This window comes from Glaciecola sp. XM2 (assembly GCF_018595715.1).
GTDB lineage: Bacteria > Pseudomonadota > Gammaproteobacteria > Enterobacterales > Alteromonadaceae > Glaciecola.
Genome location: NZ_JAHEOJ010000026.1, coordinates 138,129 through 158,385, shown reverse-complemented (window position 1 = coordinate 158,385; position 20,257 = coordinate 138,129). Strand labels below are relative to the sequence as shown.

The 20,257-nt window shown below is 44.8% G+C and carries 18 protein-coding genes; 7 read left to right on the top strand and 11 right to left on the bottom strand.

From position 1 onward, the window contains the following. Positions 1-165 precede the first annotated feature (165 nt). Complete coding sequence (locus KJ365_RS14290; protein ID WP_214452357.1) at positions 166-1,881, bottom strand: amidohydrolase; 1,716 nt, start codon at positions 1,879-1,881, stop codon at positions 166-168. Between the two features lie 82 nt (positions 1,882-1,963). Further along, positions 1,964-2,884, bottom strand: coding sequence for an AEC family transporter (locus KJ365_RS14285; RefSeq protein ID WP_214452356.1), 921 nt, complete (start codon positions 2,882-2,884; stop codon positions 1,964-1,966). 279 nt (positions 2,885-3,163) lie between these two features. Here KJ365_RS14285 and KJ365_RS14280 point away from each other — a divergent pair, with 279 nt between their 5' ends. Together KJ365_RS14280 and KJ365_RS14275 are read left to right on the top strand one after the other, a co-directional pair. Beyond that, entirely contained in the window at positions 3,164-4,207 is a 1,044-nt protein-coding gene (locus tag KJ365_RS14280; RefSeq protein ID WP_214452355.1) for a hypothetical protein, read from the top strand. A 30-nt stretch (positions 4,208-4,237) separates the two neighbouring features. Further along, complete coding sequence (locus KJ365_RS14275) at positions 4,238-5,305, top strand: hypothetical protein (protein ID WP_214452354.1); 1,068 nt, start codon at positions 4,238-4,240, stop codon at positions 5,303-5,305. A gap of 37 nt (positions 5,306-5,342) precedes the next feature. Here KJ365_RS14275 and KJ365_RS14270 read toward each other — a convergent pair whose 3' ends face one another. The 3 genes from KJ365_RS14270 to KJ365_RS14260 form a co-directional block, all read right to left on the bottom strand. Beyond that, positions 5,343-6,308 (bottom strand): SDR family NAD(P)-dependent oxidoreductase, encoded by a 966-nt coding sequence (locus KJ365_RS14270; protein ID WP_214452353.1) that lies wholly within the window; start codon positions 6,306-6,308, stop codon positions 5,343-5,345. Positions 6,309-6,485: 177 nt separating this feature from the next. Continuing rightward, on the bottom strand, positions 6,486-6,737 hold the full coding sequence (locus KJ365_RS14265) for a hypothetical protein (RefSeq protein WP_284731291.1): 252 nt from the start codon (positions 6,735-6,737) through the stop codon (positions 6,486-6,488). A gap of 174 nt (positions 6,738-6,911) precedes the next feature. Next, entirely contained in the window at positions 6,912-8,459 is a 1,548-nt protein-coding gene (locus tag KJ365_RS14260) for a methyl-accepting chemotaxis protein (protein ID WP_214452351.1), read from the bottom strand. 311 nt (positions 8,460-8,770) lie between these two features. On the opposite strand from KJ365_RS14260, the gene KJ365_RS14255 reads away from it, so the two are divergent. Continuing rightward, on the top strand, positions 8,771-9,217 hold the full coding sequence (locus KJ365_RS14255) for a hypothetical protein (RefSeq protein ID WP_214452350.1): 447 nt from the start codon (positions 8,771-8,773) through the stop codon (positions 9,215-9,217). Between the two features lie 92 nt (positions 9,218-9,309). Further along, a complete protein-coding gene (locus KJ365_RS14250) occupies positions 9,310-10,581 on the top strand; it encodes a serine hydrolase domain-containing protein (protein WP_214452349.1) in 1,272 nt (423 codons plus the stop codon). Positions 10,582-10,593: 12 nt separating this feature from the next. On the opposite strand, the gene trhA is transcribed toward KJ365_RS14250, so the two are convergent. Further along, positions 10,594-11,244 (bottom strand): PAQR family membrane homeostasis protein TrhA, encoded by a 651-nt coding sequence (gene trhA / locus KJ365_RS14245; RefSeq protein ID WP_214452348.1) that lies wholly within the window; start codon positions 11,242-11,244, stop codon positions 10,594-10,596. 128 nt (positions 11,245-11,372) lie between these two features. Continuing rightward, complete coding sequence (locus KJ365_RS14240; RefSeq protein ID WP_214452347.1) at positions 11,373-12,710, bottom strand: magnesium transporter; 1,338 nt, start codon at positions 12,708-12,710, stop codon at positions 11,373-11,375. Positions 12,711-13,080: 370 nt separating this feature from the next. Between KJ365_RS14240 and rimK the strand changes: the two genes are divergently transcribed. The 3 genes from rimK to KJ365_RS14225 are packed head-to-tail and all read left to right on the top strand — an operon-like array spanning position 13,081 to position 15,487. After that, positions 13,081-13,986: a 30S ribosomal protein S6--L-glutamate ligase gene (rimK, locus tag KJ365_RS14235; protein WP_214452346.1), complete on the top strand. Its 906-nt coding sequence runs from the start codon at positions 13,081-13,083 to the stop codon at positions 13,984-13,986. 11 nt (positions 13,987-13,997) lie between these two features. After that, positions 13,998-15,032 carry a succinylglutamate desuccinylase/aspartoacylase family protein gene (locus KJ365_RS14230; RefSeq protein WP_214452345.1) on the top strand — a complete coding sequence of 345 codons (1,035 nt, stop codon included), beginning with the start codon at positions 13,998-14,000 and terminating at the stop codon, positions 15,030-15,032. Then, positions 15,032-15,487, top strand: coding sequence for an ATP-dependent zinc protease family protein (locus tag KJ365_RS14225; RefSeq protein WP_214452344.1), 456 nt, complete (start codon positions 15,032-15,034; stop codon positions 15,485-15,487). The genes KJ365_RS14230 and KJ365_RS14225 overlap by 1 nt, the downstream gene beginning before the upstream one ends. 13 nt (positions 15,488-15,500) lie before the next feature. On the opposite strand, the gene KJ365_RS17065 is transcribed toward KJ365_RS14225, so the two are convergent. The 4 genes from KJ365_RS17065 to lipB form a co-directional block, all read right to left on the bottom strand. Next, on the bottom strand, positions 15,501-16,658 hold the full coding sequence (locus KJ365_RS17065) for a GGDEF domain-containing protein (protein WP_214452343.1): 1,158 nt from the start codon (positions 16,656-16,658) through the stop codon (positions 15,501-15,503). Positions 16,659-16,837: 179 nt separating this feature from the next. Continuing rightward, positions 16,838-18,451 carry a phosphoenolpyruvate carboxykinase (ATP) gene (gene pckA / locus KJ365_RS14215; RefSeq protein WP_502793494.1) on the bottom strand — a complete coding sequence of 538 codons (1,614 nt, stop codon included), beginning with the start codon at positions 18,449-18,451 and terminating at the stop codon, positions 16,838-16,840. Positions 18,452-18,716: 265 nt separating this feature from the next. Further along, positions 18,717-19,679 carry a lipoyl synthase gene (gene lipA, locus KJ365_RS14210; RefSeq protein ID WP_214452342.1) on the bottom strand — a complete coding sequence of 321 codons (963 nt, stop codon included), beginning with the start codon at positions 19,677-19,679 and terminating at the stop codon, positions 18,717-18,719. Next, positions 19,672-20,256, bottom strand: a complete 585-nt coding sequence (gene lipB, locus KJ365_RS14205) for a lipoyl(octanoyl) transferase LipB (protein WP_250884264.1) — start codon at positions 20,254-20,256, stop codon at positions 19,672-19,674. Before lipB ends, lipA begins: the two co-directional genes overlap by 8 nt. Between the last annotated feature and the right edge of the window lies 1 nt (position 20,257).

Genomic DNA, 20,257 nt, shown 5'->3' with positions numbered 1-20,257 from the left:
AGAAAGGTGCCATATGCGCCGGTTGCGTATTTAGGCAGAAAAAACGTAGAAGCGATCTTGGGGGCAAAAATTGTCAAACCCAAGAAGTGGCAGGAGAATTAGCTTAACTCTCCTAGTCACCTTTTAGGAAGCAAAATTCCTTCAGTTTTAAGGCGTATGCTGCCATCAATTGTCCGCGCGATAGACTATTTTTCCACCAACAATTGTCATTTGATTTTCAGAAGTAAGGATTTCGGCCGCGGGCACATTCATCCAATCTTTATTGAAAATGGTGAAATCAGCATATTTTCCGACTTCAATTGAGCCCCTAATGTCTTCTTGAAACGCACCAAAGGCAGGCCAAATGGTAAACATTTTTAACGCGCTCTCACGGCTGACCGCCAGTTCAGGGTGCCATCCCTCATCGTTGGTTCCATCAAGTCGCTTGCGCGCCACTGCGGCATAAAATTCAATGCGAGGGTCACCTTTTTCAACAGGGGCGTCTGAGCCGCCTAAAATGATAATTCCTCGGTCGATGAGCTGCTGCCACGGATAAGCATATTCTAATCGCTGTGGGCCTAATCGAGCAGGGGCAAAGTTTAAATCACCAATGCCATGACTAGGTTGCATAGAGGGAATGACTTGCAAGCGAGCGAGCTCTGCTTGCTCCTCGGGTGGGATAACTTGGGCGTGTTCTAATCTCCAGCGCGGATTGTCTATTTCCCACTGCGCTTTTGGAACGGCGTTATAGGCTTCTTCGTACCAGTCTAATAGTGATTGTACTGCTCTATCGCCAATGACGTGAGTTTGGACTTGAATACCTTCAACAAGCGCTTGGCGCAGTATAGGCTCAAGTTCTTCTTTGGTGGTGCGATTCATAAAGCCGTTATGATCAGCATCAGAATAGTTCTCGATAAGCGCTGCTCCGCGTGAACCTAGTGTGCCATCGATATACACTTTTATTCCGCGTACCTCAAACATGTTGTCGGCAGTTGCAAAGCGGCCAAGTTCAAACATTTTCGCCGCTTCTTGCACATTGGCAGCAGCATAAATACGTGTAGACATATCGCCTTGTGCGTAAATTTCTTGCATCAACTCTATATTGATAAAGGGCATGCCTGCATCTTGCGTGGCCGCCCAGCCTAATTTGGCATTTAGCGCCATACCTTGTACCAAACTGTCTTTGATATACGCTCGCGTTTTAGGTGGGATGAGTGCTCTAAATACGTCCATTGCCGTGGCAAGCACGTAGCCATTAGGCTCACCGTTTTCATCACGCTCAAATTTGCCGCCCGGTGGGTTAGGGGAGTCTTTATTAATGCCTGCAAGCTCGAGTGCTTTTGAGTTAACTAACGCCGATACGCCATCTGCTCGCGGCATAAATAGCGGTTTGTCTTGCGTAAATGGGTCAACGTCGTGTTTGGTTAAAAAGCGTTGTTCGTCTTGCCATTCTCGCTCAATCCAGCCGCGCCCTTGCACCCATTGACCGGGCTCTACAGTGTCGGCGAATGCTTGAATGGCTTCAACTGTCTCGGCTAATGTAGGGATGGAAAATAAGCTAAGTGTTTTAGGGCGTTGACCTACACCTTCCACGTGCTGATGGCTGTCGGTAAAACCTGGGAAAACAAAGTTGCCTGTCATGTCTATAATTTGTGCATCACCGCACATGTATTCGTTCGCGTCATCATTGCTCCCAACAAATATAATTTTGTCGTCTTGCATAGCGACTGCCTGAGCAACTGGTTGTGCTGCGTTTACGGTGTAAATGGTCGTGTTATACAAAACAAGATCTGCATCTAAGCACTGGGCAGAGGCCTGAGGGTCATTCGCTGACTGTTTTGAACACCCGCTTATGAGCGACATAGCAGTGAAAGTGAAGAGCAGGGCGGTGAACGTTTTCATAAAAGTGCTTAACCTTATTGATAGTGTGCTAATAACAGTGTGGCATGTTTTAAGGTTGATGCATAACCGCTACAAAAATGGCTCACGCTAACACCCAATAAGCCCATAACGGCATAACGATGAAGGCTAGTAGCGTTTGCAGTGTGATGATAGATGCCATGGTGTCAACATCTCCCCCTAGTTGACGAGCCAATATGTAGGCACTAGACGCGGTGGGTGATATAAACGCAATCAATAAAACACCGGTGATAATCAGCGGAACCTCTATGAAGGTACATAGCATAATAACCAGTGCCGGCTTGATAATAAACTGCAATATACTGGCACTGACGATGGCGCTGCTGTGACCTTTGATTAACCGCGGCTTAAGCGCAGCGCCCACCGCCATCAGTCCAATGGGTAACGCTGCCTGACCAAGTATTTTTAAAATATCTGCGCTGACGCTTGGCAAGCCAATTCCCGATAGGCTCAACAACCAACCCACAATGCATGCAAGGATGAGTGGATTTAGACACACTTGTTTCATAAAAACCTTGGCGCTCGACGATGCATTGTCGCCAAACATCGCAAATACGCCAACGCATAAAATATTTACCATCACAATCATAAAGCCGGCACTAATAGCCGCTAGGCCTAAGCCCTCATCACCATAAAAGGCAGCAGATATGGAAAACGCGATATAGCTATTAAAACGAATGCCGCCCTGAAACAGGGAAGTAAAGGTTTGCGGCGTGATGTCTTGTTGTACTCGATACAAGAGCAACAGCAGCAGACTGGCGATTGCTAACACTACAAAAATCACGAAGAACATCTCTTGCCACTGTGTTCCATCGAGGTTTTGTCGGCCAATATTGAAAATTAGCAGCGCTGGGAACATGACATAATAGGTCAGTTTTTCAATGCCAGCCCATACGTTATCTTCAATGAATTGAAGCCGTTTAAGTAAATAACCAACAAAAATAAGTGCCAAAACCGGCACAAGGGCAATGATAAAGTGTTGCATGAAGCAGGTCTGTAGCTAAAGAATACCGTTGTGGTTTAATGGTAACATGCATCACATAAAACGCGTTCATCCTTTAGTCTTCATGCCCAATAAACGGGCGGTTGTTTGTGTTTTAACATTGTGAGTACTTGCTGCATTTCTCTGCGCCCCTATTGCAGTCCTTTTTTTATAAGGCTATGCTTTTAGATAGAGCGCAAAGCTCACGCTATGAAACGTTTCTGACGTCTTACTCGTTTCTTCAAATTTAAGCATCATTAAAGAGAAAGGAAGGGAGTCTGCATGACAAAACCTATGGTATTGGTTATACATGGCATGGGCACACATGTGCCTGGCGCGATGAAACAAGAGGTTGCTAGCGGCCTAAATGAAGCGGCTATGAATTTCGGACTTAGCGACTTTGATATTGAAAACGAAGTCGAGTTTTTTCAGTTCAACTACTCAGAATTCTTTGATCAACTGCGCCAAAAAGACGCCGATTACGCACAGTCTATTTCCAATCATCTGAAGTTTTTGCAGGGCCATGGACTCGGTGAACAAATGGCCGGCGAACTCACTGCATTTTTTGCGGATTTTGATGAAGATGACATGCTGTATAGCCATTGGCTCGACGTGGTGTATTACAGCCTGACCTTTTGGGGTGAGAAAATTCGCCTAGATCTGGCAAAACGAATTAACGACATTATGATTGAAGCGAACGCTCAATCGCGCAAAGTGCATATAGTTGCGCATAGTTTAGGTACGGCTGTGCTGCACGACACGCTAGCAAAACTGTTCCGCAAAGATGCAGATATCACCTCTGCTATTCCGTCACTTGATGTAGACCGTTTTACCATTGATTCTATTTGGACCGTGGCCAATGTGAGTCGCTTGGTCAACTTACTTAACGACATTGCAGACCCTAATCATTCGATTGTGCACTCCTCAGCAGATGGCTGTTGCAACTACTTGTACAATGTTGCCAATGAATTTGACCCTTTTACATGGCCAAAAGCTTATCGTCGAGACATTGAAAATGGACGTCATATTAAGGTGAAAACGGTGCGTAAACTCAATACTCATGATGTGCGTGAATACATGGCGGCGCCGCCTGTTGCGCGTATGTTTTTATTCTCTGTGGTGGGTGAGCTGGTCAGGCAAAGTGATTACTTAGAAGGTGTGAAAAAGCATGGTGAAACGTCGGTAAATAGGTCGTATGAAGAGTTAAAGGCGCACTTTGCTGACATCAAAAACACCACAAATACCACCGACAAGATAAAAGCTCTCAAAGCGTTCTACCAAGTGGCCACAGACTTTCAAACTAAGGCCAAGCAATTTTTGGTGTAATCCATAGCCGTTCATATAAGGAAAGATGACATGAATAAAATCGTTATTATGTGCGCAATGGTGCTCATTTCGTTTGCCAGTCAAAGTCAGATAACAGGGTTGAGTTGTGCTTTACCTGAGCAAGCAGAAGTATCTTTTGATGCATCGCTCACTGAGCTCAACAAAAAGGCGAGAGAAGCTGGTCAGGTAATTTGTGAAAACTACCTGCAAGTCTTACCTGAGGAGCAGCAGGCGGTAGGTATGCGTCTTGATGCTTTTACGCTAGAGGTCGAAAACACTGTAAATGAGTTGTTTTCAGAGCAATTATTCCCAGGGCTCTCAAGTAGAATTGGTTTGTGGTCGCGTAATTTGCACGCAAACACCGATGATTATCGCTATTTGCAGTTTTTAGAAGATGGCAACACAGCAAAAGGCGATGACTTTACCCCTTATTGGGAGGTGTGGGATAAAAATAATGATCAGCTTTCTCGCTTGAGTTTTGAGTTAAACGATGATCGCATGCAAAGCTGCGCTGAGGCTATTGCAGGAGTGCAAAGTTGTGAAGATGTTTTTGCGCAAATAAGAAGGGCCGCCGCACCGTTTCAAACACAGGTGTCTCAATACATGCTTGAGCAAAACGGCGAAAAGCTAGCGCAAATGCAAAACGATTGGAACATGTTTATCGAACAAGCCAGATATCAAACGCCTTTAGATGTATGGTTGACCACGCTTATTTATCGTAATGATTATCAAGGAATAGACTTGGCTGGGCCACCCAGTACGCAGTACTTTTTGCTACGCCCATCGTTAGTATTTGAGCACATTGGCAATGCACCCGATGGAAGCAAAGATGATTTGTCGTTGGCGGTTGAATGGGTGGGTGTGAACTGGTGGCGTAAGGGCATAGGTCTATCTATTACCAGTACTTATCGAGATGCTGCACAAGTAAGTTCGGTGGGTACCGGCATAACCGTGCACATTAATAACCGATATAGTATTGGTGTGACGCACAGAGGTAGTAACGATAACGCTATTTTCTTGAACATTGATTTGCTTGAATTGTTTGGTGAAAAGAAGGCGGTTTATCAAGCGTATAAAGATGACTTAAAACTGTTTTAGTGATAGCGCGTTATCATCAACGCAGCACTCTTTATTGTTATTTTGCCTTTTCGGCCAAGCTTGCATCAAGCATTTCAACGAGTTGGTCGCGGGTGTAGCTATGCGGTCCCCACTGATTAAGCTCGACTAACTGCTGAATTTTACTGCCAATGGTCCATGCTTGTTCTTCTTGATTTGGTGTCACCACATATCGGCGAAGTGGTTTCTCATCAAACAAAGCATGCACAAAAGCCGCCGATACATCGTCGGGCTGTTTTAAACTCAGTTCATATGATGCGGTGTTTTCATACGCTTGCTGCATCTCGGGGGTGATTTCGCCGCCTGCCGCTTCAATTTTTGCGTAGGCTCGTAAAACACTGCTGCGTCTTATATACGATTGATAGTTTCCCGGCTCAATGACGCTGATCATGACATTGTGCTCAGCCATTTCAGCCGCCAATGCGTCGGTGAAGGCTTCAATCCAGTGTTTACTGCCACTATAGGTAGCCATTCCAGCACGCGTGATAGTGCCTGCAATAGAGCCTGTGGTCGAAATTCTGCCTTCAGATTCAATGATCATAGGCGCAAATGCCTTTGTAACCCGATAAACCCCTTCTACATTGATATCATAAACAAGGCGCTGATCTTCAATCGGTGTGGTCGCTACCGGGCCGCCACCGCCAATACCTGCATTATTCACAAGTGCATATAATCCGGTACCTTTTTGTTCAATCAATGCCACTACCGCATCGATTTCATCTTGTTTGGTGACGTCAAGTTTCACAGCGGTAATATTATCTATGGCATTTAAAGCATCAAGATCGGCTTGCTTGCGGGCTCCGGCATATACGTGATGGCCGCTACTTGCTAGTGTTTCTGCTAAATGACGCCCAAGGCCAGTGCTAGCGCCGGTGATCAATACAGATTTGACTTGCGGGTCTGCTTTATCCTGGGCATAAGCGAGTGGGGCATAAAAAGTAAAGGTAATAAAGACGAGTAATACAATAGACGAAATATGTTTCATAATGATGTTCCTTTCGATGATCGAACTCTTACTCTACAACCGTCTTATGGCAATGACTATCGTTTTATTTTGATACCTTGTGCTGGCACCAGTGCAAAGATGCATTCATAGAGGACTATACAAAGATGGTGTTGCTGAAGAGTGTTGAGCTATGGGGTAGGTCAGAGGCTCGGAACGTTATTCCATCATTGCGTCAGCATTCATAAACTTGCACACGAAAACAGCTTGGCCAACTTGTCGAAAAGTAATCTCAAACTCTGTTGCAAGAGTCGTCATAACGTTGTGGTGCTCGCCCGTTACAAAAGTGCTAGATGGCGATATGACGACATCTAGGTCTGGATCATCTTGCAGACGCTCAATAAACGCCAACACAATAGGCGTGTAGTTGTCGTCTAGAGGATACAGAGAAATCTCAACGCTTGTTTTCACCTTATTCCCCTTCTTGCGAAGCATCGATGAGCCATTACTCTATGTAGAACCGAATGGCTTATCACTTTTAGATTGACTTAGCGTATGGAAATACTAGTCACTTGATATTGAAACGCGTAAGCAAAACCGATGGATCAATCTCCCCTTCCGCTTTGCTCGCGGTTTTGCCTATGCCTAAATCTTAAAGAAGCTCAATAAATCTACCAGAGAGTTGGTATCTTTTGTTTGGTGATTAGTCTGCTCTTCAATATCATGTAGGTTGCGAGCGTTGGTGTCTGCTAAATTCGCAATGCGTTCTACATTTTTACTGGTCTCGTGGGTAACCTTAGTTTGTTCGTCTGCGCCCATTGCAACCTGTTGATTGATTTCAGTAAGCTGATTGACTGCGTGAGTAATGTTTGCATAGGCTACAGACGCTTCTTCGGTCAGTTTCATGACCGCTGAGCTCTTGGTATTTGAACTTGTCATCACATTGACCACGTCGCGCGCACCTTTTTGTATGTGCTCGATTAACGAGGTAGTTTCCATTACGCTGTTTTGTGTGCGAGCCGCTAGCGTGCGTACTTCATCTGCGACTACTGCAAAGCCTCGGCCTTGCTCACCGGCTCGTGCTGCTTCAATCGCGGCATTAAGCGCCAATAAGTTAGTTTGCTCCGCAATACTTCTAATCGCATCGAGGATGTTGGCGATGTTGTCAGAGTCTTCATTAAGTTTGTCTACTACCACCGAGGCTTGATCAAGCTCTGATGAAAGTTCAGCCATCGCAGCACTTGCGTCTTTGACGATTAAGTCACCATCAACAGCGGCCTGACCTGCACTTTGACTTGTGTCCGCGGCTAGTTTTGCATTGTGCGCAATTTGTTCATTCGCGGCAGAAAGCTCAGTGATCGCAGACGCTAATGACTCAGTTTCCATTTTTTGATTATTCATAGATGAAGTGGAATCAGCCACCGCATTATCGACTTCAATATTACTTTGTGCAACGCGGTCTAAGGCTAATTTAATTTCGCTAAGGACATCCCTTACACGCGTTGTTGAGCCGTTCATAATCGTAAGTAATTGCCCAAACTCATCATTTGTGTGCGCCGGTTGCTTGAGAGTCGCAAAATCCCCTGTGGCAATGGTTTGCAAGGCGCTAGTACACATGTTGATGCCTTTAACAATGCTCTGCGTTAACCAGTAACCTAGTCCTATGCTTAAGAGTACACCTACGACTATTGCAATGATTAGATATATCGAGATGTTGGAGTGAACCCCTTGCGCAACTAATCGTTCATTTTCAAGTAGGGTATCAATTTTAACAGAAAGCTCTTTTGCAATACTGAGCAATTCTTGTACTTGTTGGGGGTCAAACGACTCGTTGTTGCTTTGAGCCGCAAGGCTGTTGAATGCGCGCTCGTATCGCTGTTGAATCTTAATGATGCTATCAATTTCTGAGATATTCGCTTTTATCTTCATAGATGATTTCGCGGTTTGTAGCTGTTTAGTGGCGCTGCCGAGTTCAGATTCTAGCGCTGCCGCAAAGCTAGCATCCTTAAATACAAGAAAGTCTGCTTGAGCAAGCCGTGCTTTATAAATACTGTTATCTGCACTCGATATGGAGTTGTAAATATTGTTCTGCTTCTCTAGTGTAGAAAAACTCACAAGGGATATTGCGCCCACACCTATGATTATAAAAGTGAGAATCGCGAGTGAGACTGTCAACATGCGCTTAATGGTCATTTTACTTCCTTAAACCTTTCTGGTGTAATTTGGTCAATCATTCATATCATGTAGTGCTTTTGCGAAGGCTTTTTTATTCACAAGGTAGCTCCCAACATACATTTATCGGTTAAATCTCATTTTCTTTGACTAAAATATTATCTAGGCTTTACCCCTTCGATACTTTTCGCTAAATCACGCACTTCGTGCCTTCAGAGCAAAAATGACTAACCAAAATAAAAGCTGTTTTTTAAGGTGTAATTTACGATAAAGTGCGCCTTTATAATCAACCACCTACATCAATGAACAAGTTGAAAATTAAGAGGAAGATGATGCAACGACTAATAACAAGTGTTTTTCTATTTGTGATATGTATTGCCGGTGCGCCAGCCCAAGAAAACATAACGGTTGGTATTGGCTATCAGTACGGCGGGATCGTGGGCGTCAAATATAACTTTAAAGGTGAACAAGATAATTTTTATGCTTCTGTAGGTCTGCTAGGCGGTGCGCTTGGTTATCAACGCTTTACTGATATGTCACAGCAACACGCTTTTGGGGCTATGGTAGGGGCTGAAGTGCTAGCCAGTGAGTCTGGATTTTTAGCGCTTACCTACAATTATTATCCTAACGGATTTAGCAAAAGTGGCTGGGCATTTGGGGCATCGTTAGGTGTGCGTCGCACCGACGAGGACGTGCTAAACGTTGGAGAAATATTTGGCCTAGATGTAGAAGTAAAAACCACCACCTTAATTGGGCTAAATGTGGGCTACACATTTTAATGGGTTATGTGTCAACTGTGTGCATCATGCTGTTGATTCAATATCACAAGTCTATACACTCAACTCGTTAAATAAATTGATAAGGTCTACTGATGAAACCATATTCTTTTATAGCCCTGTGTTTGTTACTGGCTGCATGCTCGGTTACGAGCCAACCCAACCAGCAAGCTAACATTGTTGAAAGCAACGCCGAGTATATACAGGGCTTCTCTAAAGCGCGTCTAGGGCGCATTGACGAGGCAATGCTGCGTTATATCGAAAGCGGTAAATTAGCTGGCACGGTGACCCTTGTGGCACGAAATCAAGACATTGTGCATGTTTCGGCTAACGGCATGAAAAATCGTGAAACCAACGAGGTGATGACCACCGATACGCTGTTTCGAATATATTCAATGACCAAACCCATCACCGTAGTAGCGGCCTTGACGCTTTGGGAGCAGGGCAAGTTCCACATGAATGATCCTATTGAAAAGTACCTGCCTGAACTTGCAAATTTGAAAGTATATGTGAGTGGACCTGCCGACGATATGGTAGTAGAGGACAGTGAGCGCTCGATTCGCATGATTGACTTATTTTTACACACCGCGGGCTTTTCTTATGGGTTTACCAACAGCGAACTCGATAAACTGTACCGAGCATTTCCGCCGCCTGCTAGCAGCGATACCGTGGAGAGCTTTTTAGCACAATTAGCCGACTTGCCGCTAAACCATCAGCCAGGTAGTCAATATCATTATGGCATCAATACCGATGTGCTGGGCTTTGTTGTTGAGCGTATTACCGGCAAAAAGCTTGGCCAATATATGCAAGAGGTGATTTTTGATCCACTAAATATGACCGATACCGGGTTTTACGTACCTGCTGAAAAGGCGCACAGGCTTGCACAAATCTATGGCGCTGATAGACAAGGTAAAACCGTAGTCGTTGAAAATGAGCCGCTAGGAGACTTTTTATCGGAGCCAGCCGTGCATAATGGTGGGGGCGGTTTAGTATCCAGCATTGACGATTATTATAAGTTTGCGCAAATGCTGTTAAACGGCGGAGAGTATAACGGGGTGCGTATTTTAGGGCGTAAGACGGCAGAATATATGACCAGCAATCATCTTCCTGAGCATTTAGTGCCATATGAGCAAAATAGGCCGGGAGAAGGGTACGCCTTAGGCATGTCGGTAACGCTAGATGCTAATCAGGTGATGTTTATGAGCTCTGATGGAAACTATGGTTGGGGAGGCGCTGCATCGACGTATTTTCGTGTATCGCCAGAAGAGAACATGATCATGATTTCGATGACGCAATTTTTACCGTCTAACTTTCATGCCCACAACAATGATTTTAGAAATACGGTATATCAGGCGTTAGTCGATTAAACGGTCGCGCGCTTAATATACGAAAAAGTAAATGGCAATAAAGTGACAAGCAGCGCCGGCTACTACACATAAATGCCAAAGCGCATGGGTGTAGTGGTGGCCTTTCATTAGGTATAGCGGTATGCCTCCGCTGTAGCAAAGGCCACCGGCCACCAGCCAAATAAATCCAGCTAAGGGCAGGGCCTGATAAATTGGGTAAATCAAAAACAGTGCGAGCCATCCCATAATGGCGTAGGTGGATATGCTGATACGAGGGTGGTTGTGCCCAAGTGTGAGCTTAAATACCAATCCGGCGAGTGCGATTATCCATATGACTATCAGCCCTATCGTTGCTAACGTACCGTCCATAGAAATAGTGAGAAATGGCGTGTAGGTGCCAGCAATGAGAAAGTAAATAGCAATATGGTCAAGTTTTCTTAGCCATTTGCGTTGTTTTGCCGGCGTAGACAAATGATATAGGCATGATGCGGTAAATAGCATGACCATGCTCGCGCCATATACTGTGGCAACTGCGGCCTCAATACCCGATTGGCTTTTCAACAGCAAAAATATCATACCCACTATAGATAGCAGGGCGCCTAACCCGTGGGTGGCGGCGTTTAACCCTTCTTCGAGTGAAGAATAGGTGCTATTGTCCATCGATATCGATTTCTGGGGGAGCATGTTAGTTCAAAATGTAAGCTTTAAGAGCCATTAATTTACTATTTCAGCTTACACTTGTACACTGAAAATTATTAAACGCATGATTTCACATCACATTTAGTATCTAGACAATGGCCAACGCTAGTCTATTACAGTAAAACAAGGGTGCCTAAGCCTAAAAACGCCACAAAACCCACAATATCGGTGACCGTTGTGAGGATAACTGAGCCGGCAAGGGCCGGATCAATTTTAAGCTTGTGTAAAATAACCGGCAGCGTGACGCCTGCAATCGCTGCCACCACAATGTTGACTAAAATGGCCAGCGCAATTACCAGCCCTAGCAAGGGGCTGGCAAACCAAAAGTAGGCCACAATACCAATCACAACTGCCCACACCAATCCATTTAGGCCGCCTACACGCAGCTCTTTATCAAGTAATGCTTTGCGGTTGGCATTGGTGACTTGTCCGAGCGCCAATCCGCGTACAATAAGTGTTAAGGTCTGTGAGCCTGCAATGCCGCCCATGCTAGCAACTACCGGCATCAACACTGCCAACGCAACCACTTGTTGTAAAGTTGCTTCAAACAAACCAATAAACCATGAAGCAAGAAAGGCGGTGAGTAAGTTAATGCCCAACCAAACCGCGCGGTTCTTTGCGCTTTTGCGCACAGGGGAGAATAAATCTTCTTCTTCATCCATACCTGCGCTCGACATCACTTGGCGCTCGTAATATTCGTTGACCAATTCGCTGGCGATAAACATATCCACACAGCCCAAAAGCTTGTTGTTTTCATCTACTACCGGCAAAGCTGCAAAGCCCGAACGTTGCACTATGCGTGCAGCACTGGTGCAATCATCCTCCGCTCTGAGTATGCCAATTTCATCTTCGCTTAAATCAACCAGTGGTAAATGTTCTGGAGAGCCGAAGACCTTATTAATTTTTACGGCTTCTGAATACTGTCCTGCACGATTGAGCAGAAATATGCAGTCGGTATAGTTCGGCACGTTTCTGCGTATCAAGCGAAGCGCATCTCTGACTTTTGCATTTAGCGGTAAGACTAACAAATCGTGACTCAGCCAATGCCCAATTTGATTATCTGCATACTGACTAGCGTCTTTAAAATATTGCCGCTGTTGCTTGTCCATCGCGGCATAAGCTTTATCTAAAAGTGCAGTTGGTAGCGTATCAGCAAGTTCTAGTAATTGTTCTGCATCAACGTCACTAAATAGCACGTCCCATTCAGCTGGATCGTTCTGTAGGATGAGTGTTTCGCGCGCATCGGCACGCATTTCTACCAATACGTCAAGCTTTTTATGTTTTGGAATGTCACGCCATATCGCTAAACGCTGCTCGAGTGGAATAGACTCTAAAAGCAGTGCGATGTCATCTTCATCTTGGGTGACGATAACGCTGGTGACCGCACCTACGTTTTGTGCATCAGGGGCTGAAACGATTTCTTCAATGAGATCAGGTAATTGTTCAGACATAGACGTTCCTTTTATTACAGATAGGCTAGCACAAATGGATGTTGGGACGAAGGATTCTGATTTGCAGATAATATGCGTATCAGGATAGCGGAAATTAATTGCAAGTCTATGCAAATAATTGTTTATTTTAAGGGAAAACTAACGTAAAAGTCCGCTCAAGATTTTTTTGATGAATATTTGCCCTCTCCTACGCGGACGCTCCAACCCAAATTGGGGTAAATTCGCGTTCGCTTTCGGAGTTTGTTAGGCTGTATTAGACATTTAAAGCATTATTATCACGCATGATGGTTGGACAATAAGGCTTTGTACGTTTGATGAATGCTCCAAAATATTGATCAAACACCGACACCAAAATTTAAGGTTATAATTAATGAAGATCGCGATTCTATCACGAAACAAAAAGCTCTATTCAACTCGCCGCCTTAAGGAGGCTGGAGAAGCCCGAGGCCACGAAGTTGACGTTATTGATACGCTGCATTGCTACATGGATATTACGAGTGCAAATCCAGTTGTGCGCTTCAAGGGTGAGTCCTTGCCCCATTACGATGCAGTTATCCCGCGCATTGGTGCATCGGTTACATTTTATGGCACCGCGGTAGTAAGACAATTTGAGATGACAGGCGCTTTTAGTGTAAATGAATCGGTTGCGATATCGCGTTCGAGAGACAAGCTTCGTTCCTTGCAGTTACTTTCGCGTAAAGGCATTGGTTTACCGCGCACAGGATTTGCACACAGCCCTGATAACATCAAAGACCTAATTAAAAACGTAGGTGGTGCACCTCTTGTTATCAAGCTATTAGAGGGAACGCAAGGAGTGGGCGTTGTGCTAGCGGAGACAAGCAAAGCCGCTGAGAGCGTGATTGAAGCGTTTATGGGTATTAACACTAACATTCTTGTGCAAGAGTTTATCAAAGAAGCTGGCGGGTCAGACATTCGCTGCTTAGTAGTAGGCGGCAAGGTAGTTGCTGCAATGAAACGTCAAGGTCAGGAGGGCGAGTTTCGCTCCAACTTGCATCGTGGCGGCTCTGCTCAAATCACTAAAATTACTGCTGAAGAGCGCGCGACGGCAGTTGCTGCGGCAAAAGCGATGGGGTTGAATGTGTGTGGGGTAGATTTGTTGCGCTCCAACCGCGGACCGGTAGTGATGGAAGTGAACTCATCGCCTGGCTTAGAGGGTATCGAAACTGCAACGGGTAAAGATGTGGCAAGTATGATCTTCCAATTTATTGAAAAAACCACCAAACCGCATAACAATCGCACCAAGGGCAAAGGCTAAAGGGTAAACAGGTGAACAATTTATTACGCATTGGCGATGTAGACATTGTGCCGGGGAGTCGCGTTAAGCTCGATTTGCCTGTGGCTAGTTTGTATACAGACACCGAGGTCTCTATTCCGGTAGAAGTCATACGGGCAAAGAAGCCTGGCCCCACGGTATTTATCAGTGCCGCGATTCACGGTGATGAGCTCAATGGCATCGAAATCATTCGCCGCTTACTTGCGACCAAATCGTTTAAACTATCTAAAGGAACGGTGATCGCGGTGCCCATTGTAAATGTGTATGGCGTACTTAACCAATCGCGCTATATGCCAGACCGCCGAGATTTAAATCGAAGCTTTCCAGGCTCACCAAAAGGCTCTTTGGCAGGCCGTTTAGCGCACTTATTCTTGGACGAGATCGTGAGTAAATGTGATTACGGCATTGATTTACACACCGGTGCTATACATCGCAGTAACTTTCCTCAGATAAGAGCCAATTTACGCGACAGTGAAACACAAGAAATGGCTCGGATTTTCGGTGTGCCCGTGTTACTTAATTCTGAATTGCGCGACGGTTCTCTGCGTGAAGCGGCGTCGGAGTTAGGCGCAAAAGTATTGCTTTATGAAGCAGGCCAAGCTTTGCGTTTTGATGAGCTCTCAATTAGAGCTGGCCTGAAAGGCATTTTGAACGTGCTGGGCCATCTTGGCATGGTTCGTAAACGCCCTTCACGTTCTAAAACAGTTGACCCGTTTATCGCCAATCATTCAAATTGGGTGAGAGCAACCGTAAGCGGATTGGTAACCGACCTTAAGATGCTAGGGGACCATGTTAACAAGGGCGAGGTGATGGCACACATTTGCAGCCCAACAGGCCGCTTTGTTGAAAAACTGATCGCACCTAAATCAGGTGTAATTATCGGCAAGCAAAATATCCCTCTGGTACAAGAAGGGGATGCAATGTATCACGTTGCTAATTTTGAAGAGCCAACGGATGTGCTCGAGCATATTGAGCAGCTACAAGACAATCTCGTACCCAACGACGAAAAGTTTGAGAGTAATCCATAATGGATAAGCGTAATCTAGATTATTTAGAAGATAAGGTTATTGTCGGTGTTGTTGAAAACATTGACTTACCCGCGTTAGGGCTAACGCAAATTACTACCCGAATCGACACCGGCGCGCAAACCTCTGCGCTGCATGTTGACCATATTCATTTTGATAAAAAGTCGAATGTGGTGAGTTTCGAATTTCATCCTGATTTTCACGATATCGACAAGACCATACGTTGCCAGGCAGACGTTCATGCGAGACGGTGGATCAAATCGTCAAATGGTGAGCGTGAACGCCGTTATGTGATTAAGACCAATGCATTGATGACGAGCATTGCTTGGGATATAGAGTTGACCTTAACTGATCGTTCTTCCATGACGCATCTGATGTTACTAGGCAGAGAAGCGTTAGTGGGAATGTGCATGGTTGACCCTAGCGAAGAATATAGAGCGTCAAATCCAACTAAGTGAGGCTTAGATACTCTTAGGCAATTACCACGCGATTTTTGCCAGCACCTTTTGCTTTATACATGGCGGCATCAGCTATCTCAAGGCTTGCTTGTAGCTGGTTTGGCTCCTTGACCATTGATACCCCAAAACTAGCGGTTATCGATACGTCTCCCGCCGTTGTAGCAATGACGCAATTTGATATTTCTTCGCACAAGCGCTTTGCTAACATTGCAGTCTCGTCTTGGCTTGACGATGGCAACAGAATAACAAACTCCTCGCCACCAAAGCGAGCGACCACATCTGAGCTTCTAACGGTTTGTGAGATAATCTTTGCAAACTTTACCAGGGCCTCATCACCCGCTGCATGACCATATTTGTCGTTAATATCCTTAAAGTCATCGATATCGGTTACTATCACGCCGTGTGAATTGTCGGTTTTACGACTAAAGCCTAAAAGTTTGCTCGCTTTGTCGTTAAAGAAGCGCCTGTTATATACGCCCGTTAAGGGGTCTATCACAGAGTTATGGTAGTGCTCTTCGATTAGGTCGGATGTGAGCAACGATAAAAAAGCCCCTAATAAACTGGTTACTGCAATGGCTTGGGTAAACATCAGCGTCGACATGTAAACAAAATAGGATTGATCAAACCAATGAAAGGTTGCGCTTAAAGGCGTAAAAAACACGGTTACATAGATGGCAAACTGAGCAATTTTTTCGCCATCAGACTTATCTTGAGGATTCTTTGGGATTTTGTTTATCGATGAATAAAATACATAGGCTATGTATACGCTAGTGATTGTGGCTCGTATTGCAAAGTTATCAATCCATAAGTAGAAAATACCTGTGTTGACAATGGTTAAGATTGAAATGTTGACCCACACCTCACGGTCTTTTAAAAGCTGGGGCGGTGAATGGCCGGAGCGATAAACGAACCCTCTTTTTGCGCAATATGCCGAAAGTAAGAACAGCCCGTTAGCTAGGGTTAACGAAATCCAAATTGGAATAAGTGCTCTAAGCGCAAATACTGCAAATGCCGCAGCAATTACGGCAAACATGGTCATAAATGAATTAACAGAGGGTGTTAATTCAGCGACGCGTCTTGCTGGAGATACATAAAAATAAGCCACGCCAACTAAGTTCATTATAAAAATAATGAACAAATAATTAATGTTGGCAATCTCTGCTATGCTCACATCTACATCTCAAAACGCCGGATTTTCGCACAAATGCTTAGGTAAAAGCGTAGATTATTTTAACGGCCGTCGCTAGTTTTTGTTTAGAGAGTTGAGCAAAAAATCGCTGGCGAGTTGCGTAAACAAAGATGAATTGATGGTGAGAAAACAAAGAGGGCGGTTAAGCCCTCTTTGGTTTATTAGGCGGTCACTTTTAGTGTTGGTCCAGCGGAAACTAGGCTTGCACCGTGTGCAGTGTCTGTGAACTTCTCAAAGTTATCTACAAACAGCGCAGCAAGGTCTTGAGCTTTGTCATACCAATCGCTAGCGTCTGCATAGGTCCCTCTTGGGTCAAGTACTTTGGTATCCACATCGTGCAGGCTTGATGGTATTTCAAGGTTAAAAATAGGTAGCATAGTACTGGGTGCTGAATCGATGCTACCATCTAAAATTGCGTCGATAATGGCTCTTGTTGCCTTGATCGAAATGCGTTTTCCGGTGCCGTTCCAGCCGGTATTAACTAAGTAAGCTTGAGCATTGCTTGCTTGCATTCGCTTTTCAAGCACATTTGCATACTGCGTAGGGTGAAGGGTAAGGAAAGCCGCGCCAAAACAGCTTGAGAACGTAGGGGTTGGCGCTGTAATACCGCGTTCAGTACCTGCTAATTTAGCCGTGAAGCCAGACAGTAGGTAGTATTGTGCTTGTTCTGGGGTAAGTTTAGATACCGCCGGCAGAACCCCAAATGCGTCTGCAGTTAAAAAGATGACTTTGTTAGCATGCCCAGCCTTCGATATAGGCTTAACGATATTTGTAATATGGTCAAGAGGGTAAGATACTCGGGTGTTTTCAGTAATGGAGTTGTCGTTGTAATCAATCACGCCGTTTTCGTCATGGGTGACGTTTTCAAGTAAGGCGTTACGACGTATGGCTGCATAAATATCGGGTTCGTTTTCTTGGCTTAAGTTGATGGTTTTTGCGTAACAACCGCCTTCTAAGTTAAAAACACCGTTGTCGTCCCAGCCGTGCTCATCATCACCAATAAGCTGTCTTTTTGGATCTGTCGATAGCGTGGTTTTGCCCGTGCCTGATAGGCCAAAGAAAATAGCAACGTCGCCTTTTTCACCTACATTGGCGCTGCAGTGCATTGAAGCAATACCTTGCAGCGGTAGGTAGTAATTCATCATGGCGAACATACCTTTTTTCATTTCCCCGCCGTACCACGTTCCACCGATCAATTGGATACGCTCAGTTAGGTTAAAGGCTACGAAATTTTCTGAATTGAGGCCTTGAGACTGCCAGTCAGGATTGGATGTTTTCGCGCCATTCATTACTACGAAGTCTGGAGAGAAGTCAGCAAGCTCTTCTTTTGTTGGTTTAATGAACATATTTGTCACAAAGTGAGCTTGCCAAGCAACTTCGGTGATGAAGCGAACGCTCATGCGCGTGTCTTTATTGGCCCCGCAAAATGCATCAACCACAAACAAGCGTTTGCCGCTAAGTTGATTGGTCACTAGGGATTTTAAATGATCCCATGTTTCTTTGTTTATAGGTTTGTTGTCATTTTTTCCTTGATCAGACCACCACAGCGTATCTTTCGTCACGCTGTCTTTTACGATGTATTTGTCTTTAGGCGAGCGACCCGTGAATTTACCTGTTTTGACGCAAACAGCACCCGATTCGGTTAGTTCGCCCTTTTCGTATCCGGTCAAACTTGTATCTGTTGTTTCAGAAAATAGGGTGTCGTAGTCGGGATTATGCAGTATTTCTGCGTCTGTCGTGATGTTGTAATCTTTCAATGAATTGATCAGGTTCACTTGAATAGTCTCTTTTTATTCAGCCAATAGAGCGCATAGTTTAAAGTTTTTTGGCCTCACTAACCACTTTTTACGACTAAAAAAGTAAGGTTTTGGGCATTTTTAGCAATATATGCGTTATACACAGTATTTATGGGTATTTTGTGTCTGAAAGTCACAATGACAACTTACATAAAGCAATACCATGCGCTTTTGAAATATATGAGCGAAATAAATAGGCGCATAAAGCGCCTATTTAAAGAAGGGGTAATATGCTTACTTGAGATTATTTAACTTCTTCACCCATCGCTTGTTTGTCTGCATGATAGCTTGAACGCACCATAGGGCCGCAAGCAGCATGGGTAAAGCCAATTTCTTTAGCATAATCACCAAGCGCGTCAAATTCTGCAGGTGGTACGTAGCGTTTTACTGGGTAGTGATGCTTACTAGGCTGTAAGTATTGTCCTAGCGTTAACATGTCGACATTGTGTTCACGCAAATCAGACAATACCACTTGCATTTCATCATTCGTCTCACCCATTCCCATCATAAGCCCAGATTTGGTTGGGATGCTTGGGTGTTGCTCTTTAAACTTACGTAAAAGCTCTAGAGACCATTTGTAGTTTGCACCAGGTCTACATTCTCTGTAAAGGCGCGGGATGGTCTCTAAGTTGTGATTGAATACGTCTGGAGTGGCTTGCTGGAAAATCTCAAGCGCTCGGTCCATACGCCCTCTAAAGTCAGGAACAAGCACCTCAATGGTCGTATTTGGGCTGTGCTCTCTGATTGCCTTAATACAGTCCACAAAATGCTGAGCACCGCCATCGCGAAGGTCGTCTCTATCTACCGAGGTAATAACGACGTAATTCAGCCCCATTTCAGCAATGGTGGTTGCCAATTTTATAGGCTCTTCTGCGCTCGGTGGAAGCGGCTTTCCGTGCGCTACATCGCAAAAAGGACAGCGACGCGTGCATATATCGCCCAGGATCATAAACGTCGCTGTGCCGTGATTGAAGCATTCGGCAAGGTTAGGGCAGCTCGCTTCTTCGCACACTGAATGCAGTTTGTTTTTTCTCAGCGTCTTTTTGATGTGATCAATTCTGTCGGTTGAGCGAGGCAGCTTAATTTTGATCCACTCAGGTTTGCGCAGCATTTGCTCTTTTTCAGTCGGTACAATCGTGATAGGGATATGCTTAACTTTATCCTCATCTCTTAATTTAACGCCTGCTTGTGCACGTGAATTACTCATCAAAACCTTCTTTATTGATTGTGTGTTTAATACCCAATGCTTGACAGAAATGTGCGACAACGTCTCGCTTTGCATCATGCATATTTTTTGGGCCTTCAATGTGTGTGCAATCTATCATTTCCAAGCCCGCATATCCACAAGGATTGATGCCTTGAAAAGGAGATAAATCCATATCTACGTTAAAAGCTAAACCATGAAAAGATGCGCCTTTGCGAATCCGAAGTCCAACGGAACAAATTTTCTTTTCGTCTACATATACGCCGGGGGCATCCTTTTTAGGGTACGCTTTAGTGCCGTACTCGCCTAGCGTGTCAACAATACTTTTTTCTAGCGCAGAAACCAAATCACGCACACCCCATTTAGCACGGCGGATGTCCAATAAGATGTACATCATCAATTGTCCTGGCCCGTGATAGGTCACTTGGCCACCGCGGTCGACCTCTACAATGGGAATATTGCCTGGGTTAAGAATGTGCTCTTGCTTACCTGCTTGACCCTGTGTGAACACGCTGTGATGTTCACATAGCCATATTTCGTCTTGCGTGCTGGCATCTCTAGTATCAGTAAACTGCTGCATC

Bases quoted from the DNA above. Each gene is read 5' to 3' on its own strand.
- KJ365_RS14290 (WP_214452357.1), bottom strand. From the start codon at position 1,881: ATGAAAACGTTCACCGCCCTGCTCTTCACTTTCACTGCTATGTCGCTC.
- KJ365_RS14285 (WP_214452356.1), bottom strand. From the start codon at position 2,884: ATGCAACACTTTATCATTGCCCTTGTGCCGGTTTTGGCACTTATTTTT.
- KJ365_RS14280 (WP_214452355.1), top strand. From the start codon at position 3,164: ATGACAAAACCTATGGTATTGGTTATACATGGCATGGGCACACATGTG.
- KJ365_RS14275 (WP_214452354.1), top strand. From the start codon at position 4,238: ATGAATAAAATCGTTATTATGTGCGCAATGGTGCTCATTTCGTTTGCC.
- KJ365_RS14270 (WP_214452353.1), bottom strand. From the start codon at position 6,308: ATGAAACATATTTCGTCTATTGTATTACTCGTCTTTATTACCTTTACT.
- KJ365_RS14260 (WP_214452351.1), bottom strand. From the start codon at position 8,459: ATGACCATTAAGCGCATGTTGACAGTCTCACTCGCGATTCTCACTTTT.
- KJ365_RS14255 (WP_214452350.1), top strand. From the start codon at position 8,771: ATGCAACGACTAATAACAAGTGTTTTTCTATTTGTGATATGTATTGCC.
- KJ365_RS14250 (WP_214452349.1), top strand. From the start codon at position 9,310: ATGAAACCATATTCTTTTATAGCCCTGTGTTTGTTACTGGCTGCATGC.
- trhA (WP_214452348.1), bottom strand. From the start codon at position 11,244: ATGCTCCCCCAGAAATCGATATCGATGGACAATAGCACCTATTCTTCA.
- KJ365_RS14240 (WP_214452347.1), bottom strand. From the start codon at position 12,710: ATGTCTGAACAATTACCTGATCTCATTGAAGAAATCGTTTCAGCCCCT.
- rimK (WP_214452346.1), top strand. From the start codon at position 13,081: ATGAAGATCGCGATTCTATCACGAAACAAAAAGCTCTATTCAACTCGC.
- KJ365_RS14225 (WP_214452344.1), top strand. From the start codon at position 15,032: ATGGATAAGCGTAATCTAGATTATTTAGAAGATAAGGTTATTGTCGGT.
- lipA (WP_214452342.1), bottom strand. From the start codon at position 19,679: ATGAGTAATTCACGTGCACAAGCAGGCGTTAAATTAAGAGATGAGGAT.
- lipB (WP_250884264.1), bottom strand. From the start codon at position 20,256: ATGCAGCAGTTTACTGATACTAGAGATGCCAGCACGCAAGACGAAATA.